Raw genomic sequence first — 6,687 nt, 5'->3', positions numbered from 1 at the left:
CTCCGCCGCCGCGGCCGGCGCTCCGGCCCCGGTCCCCGCCCGCGCCACGGCCGACGCCCCTTCCGCCGACGTCGCCCCCGCGGTCTCTGCGACCCTGCCCGGCGAGCATCGCGGCGGGTTTCAGCGCGAGTTCACCGAGCCCGTGCCGATCACCCAGACCACGAAGACCGAAGCCGACTGGACGGCGGCGCCCGCTCCGCGCGCCGCCGACGCGCTGCCGCGCAGCGGCGCGTGGGCGCTCGTGTTCGGCATCCTGGGCCTCGGCGTCTCGTTCCTCGTCGGCTGGGGCTTTCTCATCGGCCTCGTCGGTGCGGGGCTCGCGATCGCGGCGCTGCGCCGCCCGTGGGAATCGCGCTCCCTCGCCGTCTGGGCCCTGTGCCTCAGCCTCGTGTCCGTCGTCTACAGCGCCGGCTGGCTCTGGTGGGCGTCGACCCAAGGCCCGCTCTTCGGCTGACCTCCCGCTCCGTGCGGGCCGCTCGCGCGGGACGCCCGCGCCGCCGTGCGCAGGGGTGCGCGTACGGTATGCAGTCTCTGTGTGGGCGGCAGGCGCGCCGATGCCCGGGAATCCGCCTGATGGCGGGCGGGCGTCGTGTGCGGAGACTGAATACGGTACGCGGGCGGCCGGCCGGATCCCGGCTTGTCGCGCCCGACCTCAGACGCGGTCGGCGAGGAGCGTCACGCGGTGGTCGCCGATGCGGGTGACGAACAGGGTCGCCGCCTCGGGCCCGCGGAGCTTGAGCTTGGTGCGCAGCGTCGCGGGGTCGACGTCGACGCCCCGCTTCTTGATCTCGAGCGTCCCGATGCCGCGGTCGCGCAGAGCGCGGGCGAGTGCCTTGACGTCGTTCGGCAGCTGCTCGCGCACCCGAAAGCTCTGCACGAACGGGGCTGCCGCCGCGCCCTCGGGCGTGCTGTGTGCGGGGGCATCCGATGTCAGATAGGCGATTTTCGCGTCGATCATGCCGGCGTCCAGCATCCGCGCCACTTCGCCGATCAGGCGCGCGCGGATGACGGCGCCCTCGGGCTCGTGCAGGTACGCGCCGAGTTCCCGCACCGGGGCGTCGTCGGCGTCGCCCGCAGCGGTGAGTTCGGCCGCCGCGCCGCCGCGGATGACGAGCGCCGAGCGATGGATGCCGGGGCGCGCGAGTGCTCCCGTCCAGACGACCAATTCGATGGTCGAGCCGTCGACCGAGATCCACTGCGCTTCGGCGCCCGCGGGGATCAGGTCGCGATCGAATGCGGGCCCGAGCTTCACGCCGGCGGGCATGCGGTCTGCGAGGCCCCACACCCAGTCGAGAGGCGGCGACCAGTCGCCCGCGCCGACGCGGGTGGTCTCGGTGTGCCCAGCGGTGCGGCGGGCGGGGTCGAGCCAGACGGCGTCGACTCCGGTGAGGTCGACGTCTTCGGCGCGTGCGTGCCGAACCTCTGCGCTCTCGCCGAACGGGGCGAGGTTGTAGGCGGCGAGGGCGGCGGTGACCTCGTCGGCGTCGACGGCGACGACATCGAGGCCGATCCCGGCGAAGGCGAGGGCGTCGCCGCCGATGCCGCAGCCGAGGTCGGCGACCCGGCCGATGCCCGCGTCGCGGAAGCGGCCCGCGTGGCGCGCGGCCACCTCGAGGCGGGTCGCCTGCTCGAGCCCCGCGCGCGTGAAGAGCATGCGACCCGAGAACGCACCGAACTTGGCCCGCGCGCGGTGGCGCAGCCGTGCCTGGCCCACCGCCGCCGAAACGAGGTCGGGCGAGTGCCCCGCGGCGCGCAGACGCGACACCGCCGCGGCGACCTCGTCGGTGCTCTCGAGGGCGCCGAGGTCGTCGACCAGACGCAGTCCCTCGGGGGTGAGCAGCGCGGTCAGCTCGGCGAGTTCCATCCGGCCAGCCTAGGTTCCCTCCGGCAGGCTGAGCGAGAGCGCCCGCACGACCGACGCAGATTGGCACTCGCGTTGCACGAGTGCCAACGTCGCCCTAGACTTGGCGTTAGCACTCCGACGTGTCGGGTGCTAATCAGTCTTTTCAGTGACAACGCCAGAAAGAGGTAAACCGTGTCGGTTTCCATCAAGCCGCTCGAGGACCGCATCGTCATCAAGCAGGTCGAGGCCGAGCAGGTCACGTCCAGCGGTCTCGTCATCCCCGACACCGCCAAGGAGAAGCCCCAGGAGGGCGAGGTCGTGGCGGTCGGCCCCGGCCGCATCGACGACAACGGCAACCGTGTGCCGCTCGACGTCGCCGTCGGCGACCGCGTCATCTACTCGAAGTACGGCGGCACCGAGGTCAAGTTCGGCGCCGACGAGTACCTCGTGCTCTCCGCTCGCGACGTGCTGGCGGTCGTCGTCCGCTGACGAACCCACAACGACAGAAGGGCCCGGATGCCTCGGCATCCGGGCCCTTCGTCGTCTTTCCGACGGTGCATGGCAGTCGCCCGCGGTCCGGGGCTGTCAGGACCGTTCTAGAGTGAGACTCATGACACCGACCGCTCCCGCACGCGAGGAGCGGCTCGGCGCGATCTACGCGTTCGGCGCCTACTTCTTGTGGGGCTTCATGCCCCTCTACTTTCTGCTGCTCGCCCCGATCGGGCCGTGGGAGATCGTCGTCTGGCGCATCCTCTTCTCCCTCGTCTTCTGCGCCCTGCTGCTCACCGTCACCCGCACCTGGCCGAAACTCATCGCGATCCTGCGCGACCGGCGGCTCGTCTTCTGGACGATCATCGCGGGCCTGCTGATCTACGTGAACTGGCAGGTCTTCCTCATCGGCATCCTCACCGGGCATGTCATCGAGGGGAGCCTCGGCTACTTCATCAACCCGATCGTCACAGTGCTGCTCGGGGTGCTCGTGCTGCACGAACGGCTGCGGCCCGCGCAATGGGCGGCGATCGCGCTCGCCGCCCTCGCTGTGATCGTGATCATCGTCGCCTACGGCACCTTTCCGTGGATCGCGCTCACCCTCGCGGCGAGCTTCGGTACCTACGGTCTCGTGAAGAAACAGATCGGCCCGAAGGTCGACGCGATCAGCGGCCTCACCCTCGAGTCGCTCTGGCTCACGCCGATCGCCCTCGTGCAGCTCGTGGTCGTCGCGAACACCACGGGCCTCGTGTTAGGCACGCAGGGCGCCGGGCACACCGTGCTCGTCATGCTCGCGGGCGTCATCACCGCGGTGCCGCTGCTGCTGTTCGCCGCCGGCGCCCGGCGCGCACCGCTCGTCGTCATCGGGCTGCTGCAGTTCGTCGCCCCGATCATGCAGTTCCTCACCGGCTGGTGGCTGCTGGGCGAGCCCATGCCCCTCGAGCGCTGGATCGGGTTCGGGCTCGTGTGGGTCGCCCTCGTCGTGCTGATGGTCGACTCGGTCGTCTCGGCCCGCCGCACGCGTGCGCTCGCGGGGGTCGCCGACCTCGTCTGAGGGCTCTTCTCCCGCGTGCGGACGGGATCGTTATCGCACCGTGACCGACTGGTGACACACCGTTAACGCATTGCAACATTTCGGAGACGGTTGCCCGATTAGGTTTGACCCACTGGCGCGGTCCCCGAGTCCACGTCGTGTTTCATCGACAGCAAGGAGCAACATGAGCGTCTTCACACGTTCGGGTGCAGGCAAGGTCGTCGGCGCCATCGCCGTCGGCGCTGTGAGCGCCCTCCTTCTCGCCGGCTGTGCCGGCGGCGGAGGGTCGTCCACGTCGACCGAGAGCACGGGGCCCCAGGAGGACCTCACGCTCAAGCTCGGCAGCGTTCTTCCGCAGACCGGAAGCCTCGCCTTCCTCGGCCCGCCGGAGCAGGCAGGTGTCCAGCTCGCTGTCGACGAGATCAACGAGGCGAAGAAGGGCATCACGATTGACTTCACTCCGGGCGACTCGGGCGATGCCGACAACAAGGCCTTCGAGACGACCGTCCCCAAGCTGCAGAGCGAGGGAGTCACGGCGATGATCGGTGCCGCGGCATCCGGCGTCACCAAGCTCTTCCTCGACTCGAACGTCGACGCGGGCATCATCACCTTCTCGCCAGCCAACACGTCGCCTGACTTCACGACGTGGGACGATAAAGGTCTCTACTGGCGCACCGCTCCCAGCGACCTGCTCCAGGGCGAGGTGCTCGGCAACCTCATCGCCGAAGACGGCCACAAGAATATCGGCATCATCTACCAGAACGATGCTTACGGCACGGGCCTCTACGGCGTCGTCAAGGAGGTCTTCGAGGGCACAGGCGGAAAGGTTGTCGCCGAGGCGTCGTACAACGACGGAGACAGCTCGTTCGACGCGCAGGTCGCGACGATCATGGCTGCGAAGCCCGACGCGATCGTTCTGGTCACTTTCGACCAGTTCAAGACGATCGCCCCGCTGCTGGTGAACGCTGGCGCTGAGGCGAAGAACTTCTACCTGGTCGACGGCAACCTCTCGAACTACGGTGACGCGGTATCGGTGTCGCTGGAGGGAGCCAAGGGCACGCTGCCTGGACCGGAGCTGACGGATGACTTCGAAGAGCGCCTGAACGAATCCTGGACCGCCGCGGGCAACACGGCACTCGAGGACTACTCCTACTCGGCAGAGTCGTACGACGCCGTCGTGCTGCTCGCGCTGGCTGCGCTGGCGTCTGGAGGCACCACCGGCGCCGACATGTCTTCGAAGCTGCAGGAGGTCTCGGGCGGCTCAGGAGACGGCACGAAGTGCACGTCGTTCGCCGAGTGCGCTGACATCATCAACGAGGGCGGCGTCGCCGACTACGACGGGTACTCGGGGCCCGTCACCTTCGACGAGGCCGGCGACCCGACCGAGGCGTCGATCGGTATCTTCCAGTACGGCTCCGACAACACCTACACCCGCATCGAGACGCGCTAAGCGTCTCACGCGCACAGAGAGGGCCCCGGAGCGATCCGGGGCCCTCTCTGTGCATCCGTTACTGCTCCATGCGCAAGAAGCGCCCAATAAGAGGGGTCGGGAGGCCACGCAACCCCACCCCTCTTTATACGGGTGTGGCGTCAGTGTTCTTCTTCACCGAGCGTGCCGAGGTACAGCCCGATCACCTGCGGGTCATTCAGCAGCTCGCGTCCCGTGCCCTGGTGAGCGTCACGACCCTGGTCGAGCACGTACCCGCGGTCGCAGATCTGCAGACAGCGCCGGGCGTTCTGCTCGACCATGATCGTCGTGACGCCCGCTTTGTTGATGTCTGAGACGCGGATGAAGGCGTCATCTTGGCGAACCGGCGACAGTCCCGCCGACGGTTCATCGAGCAGCAGCACCGAAGGATCCATCATGAGCGCGCGGCTCATCGCGACCATTTGGCGTTCACCGCCAGAGAGGGAACCCGCTCGCTGCTTGAGCCGCTTGCCGAGCTCGGCGAAGATGCCCGTGACGAACTCGAGCCGCTCGGCGTAGGCCTTGGGGTTCTGGAAGAGCCCCATCTGCAGGTTCTCCTCGATCGAGAGCGAGGGGAACACATTGTTGTTCTGCGGCACGAACGCGACTCCGCGATGCACGAGCTTGTCGGCCTTGAGGCCGACGATCGATTCGCCGTTCAGCGTGATGTCACCACCGCGCACCTTCACGAGTCCGAAGATCGATTTGAGCAGCGTCGACTTACCAGCGCCATTCGGGCCGATGATGCCGATGAGCTCGCCCTTGCGGGCAACGACGTTGGCGCCGTTGATGATGTTGATCCCGGGTAGGTACCCCGCCGTCAGGTCCTTCACGTCGACGACGATGTCGCCCGATTCGGCGGGCGACGGCACGGCTGCGGAGGCGGGGCTCGAAACGGTCACTTCTCTTCCTCCTCGGCCTCGGCCAGAGCCGCGGCTTCGTCGTCTTTGATCTCTTCGAGAAGCTCTTGAGCAGACGCGTCGAGCTCGCCCGCGATTCGGCCGGTGAGCACACCGAGATCTACATCCTGGTGGCTGCCGAGGTAGGCGTCGATGACGGCTTGGTCGGCCATGACCGTGTCAGGTGGTCCTTCGGCCACGACCTTGCCCTCGGCCATCACGACGACCCAGTCGGCGATGTGCCGCACCATGTGCATGTCGTGCTCGACGAACAACACGGTCACGCCCAGGTCTTTGAGGTCGAGGATGTGATCGAGGAGCGACTGAGTGAGCGCCGGATTGACTCCCGCCATGGGCTCATCGAGCATGACGAGGTTCGGGTCGCTCATGAGAGCCCGTGCCATCTCGAGCAGCTTGCGCTGGCCGCCCGAGAGCGATGCGGCGAAATCCTTCTCCTTGGCATCCAGCTTGAACCGCTTCAGAAGCCCGCGCGCCTTCTCTTCATTGGCATCCTCCTGGCCTCGCCACACCGCGGGGACGAAGGCCTGCCAGAACTTCTCACCGCGCTGGTTCGGCGCTCCGAGCTTCATATTCTCGAGAACGGTCAGCAGTGAGAGTGCCTTGGTGAGCTGGAAGGTGCGCACCTGCCCCATGCGGGCCACCTTGAACGCGGGGATGCCGGCCAGGCTCTTGCCGTCATAAGACCAGGTGCCCGTATTGGGTTTGTCGAACCCGCAGAGCAGGTTGAACAGGGTGGTCTTTCCGGCGCCGTTCGGCCCGATCAGGGCGGTGATCGCGCCTCGAGGAATCTCGAGGTGCTCCACGTCTACGGCGGTCAATCCGCCGAAGCGGCGTGTGACCTTGTCGACCACCATGATGGGGTCGTTCTTGGCGACTCCAGGTACTCCGTCGCCCTTCGCGAGTCCTGTCTTCTTCGGCCGGGGGATGCTTCCCG

The 6,687-nt window shown here is 67.8% G+C and carries 7 protein-coding genes; 4 read left to right on the top strand and 3 right to left on the bottom strand.

Features of this window, described 5'->3' with window-relative positions:
• The coding region (locus G3N18_RS11440) for a hypothetical protein (protein WP_196384403.1) at positions 1–454 on the top strand (454 nt) is incomplete at its 5' end.
• A 198-nt stretch (positions 455–652) separates the two neighbouring features.
• Here the strand turns inward: G3N18_RS11440 and G3N18_RS11435 are convergent.
• Positions 653–1,864, bottom strand: a complete 1,212-nt coding sequence (locus tag G3N18_RS11435) for a THUMP-like domain-containing protein (protein ID WP_196384402.1) — start codon at positions 1,862–1,864, stop codon at positions 653–655.
• 171 nt (positions 1,865–2,035) lie between these two features.
• Here G3N18_RS11435 and groES point away from each other — a divergent pair, with 171 nt between their 5' ends.
• The 3 genes from groES (at position 2,036) to G3N18_RS11420 (ending at position 4,815) form a co-directional block, all read left to right on the top strand.
• On the top strand, positions 2,036–2,332 hold the full coding sequence (gene groES / locus G3N18_RS11430; RefSeq protein ID WP_141381326.1) for a co-chaperone GroES: 297 nt from the start codon (positions 2,036–2,038) through the stop codon (positions 2,330–2,332).
• A 121-nt stretch (positions 2,333–2,453) separates the two neighbouring features.
• Complete coding sequence (gene rarD, locus G3N18_RS11425; RefSeq protein WP_196384400.1) at positions 2,454–3,386, top strand: EamA family transporter RarD; 933 nt, start codon at positions 2,454–2,456, stop codon at positions 3,384–3,386.
• Between the two features lie 163 nt (positions 3,387–3,549).
• Positions 3,550–4,815: an ABC transporter substrate-binding protein gene (locus tag G3N18_RS11420; RefSeq protein ID WP_196384398.1), complete on the top strand. Its 1,266-nt coding sequence runs from the start codon at positions 3,550–3,552 to the stop codon at positions 4,813–4,815.
• A gap of 140 nt (positions 4,816–4,955) precedes the next feature.
• Here G3N18_RS11420 and G3N18_RS11415 read toward each other — a convergent pair whose 3' ends face one another.
• Entirely contained in the window at positions 4,956–5,735 is a 780-nt protein-coding gene (locus G3N18_RS11415) for an ABC transporter ATP-binding protein (protein ID WP_338038526.1), read from the bottom strand.
• Positions 5,732–6,607 carry an ABC transporter ATP-binding protein gene (locus tag G3N18_RS11410; protein WP_196384411.1) on the bottom strand — a complete coding sequence of 292 codons (876 nt, stop codon included), beginning with the start codon at positions 6,605–6,607 and terminating at the stop codon, positions 5,732–5,734. Before G3N18_RS11410 ends, G3N18_RS11415 begins: the two co-directional genes overlap by 4 nt.
• Between the last annotated feature and the right edge of the window lie 80 nt (positions 6,608–6,687).

It is taken from the genome of Microbacterium paulum, from assembly GCF_015707995.1.
In the GTDB taxonomy this organism is placed as follows: Bacteria; Actinomycetota; Actinomycetes; order Actinomycetales; family Microbacteriaceae; genus Microbacterium; species Microbacterium paulum.
The sequence above is the reverse complement of the archived record's forward strand: the minus strand, read 5'-3'. Positions and strand labels throughout refer to the sequence as shown.

Excerpts from the sequence above, each read along its gene's own strand:
- G3N18_RS11420 (WP_196384398.1), top strand. The coding sequence starts at position 3,550 with ATGAGCGTCTTCACACGTTCGGGTGCAGGCAAGGTCGTCGGCGCCATC.
- rarD (WP_196384400.1), top strand. The coding sequence starts at position 2,454 with ATGACACCGACCGCTCCCGCACGCGAGGAGCGGCTCGGCGCGATCTAC.
- G3N18_RS11435 (WP_196384402.1), bottom strand. The coding sequence starts at position 1,864 with ATGGAACTCGCCGAGCTGACCGCGCTGCTCACCCCCGAGGGACTGCGT.
- G3N18_RS11410 (WP_196384411.1), bottom strand. The coding sequence starts at position 6,607 with ATGGTGGTCGACAAGGTCACACGCCGCTTCGGCGGATTGACCGCCGTA.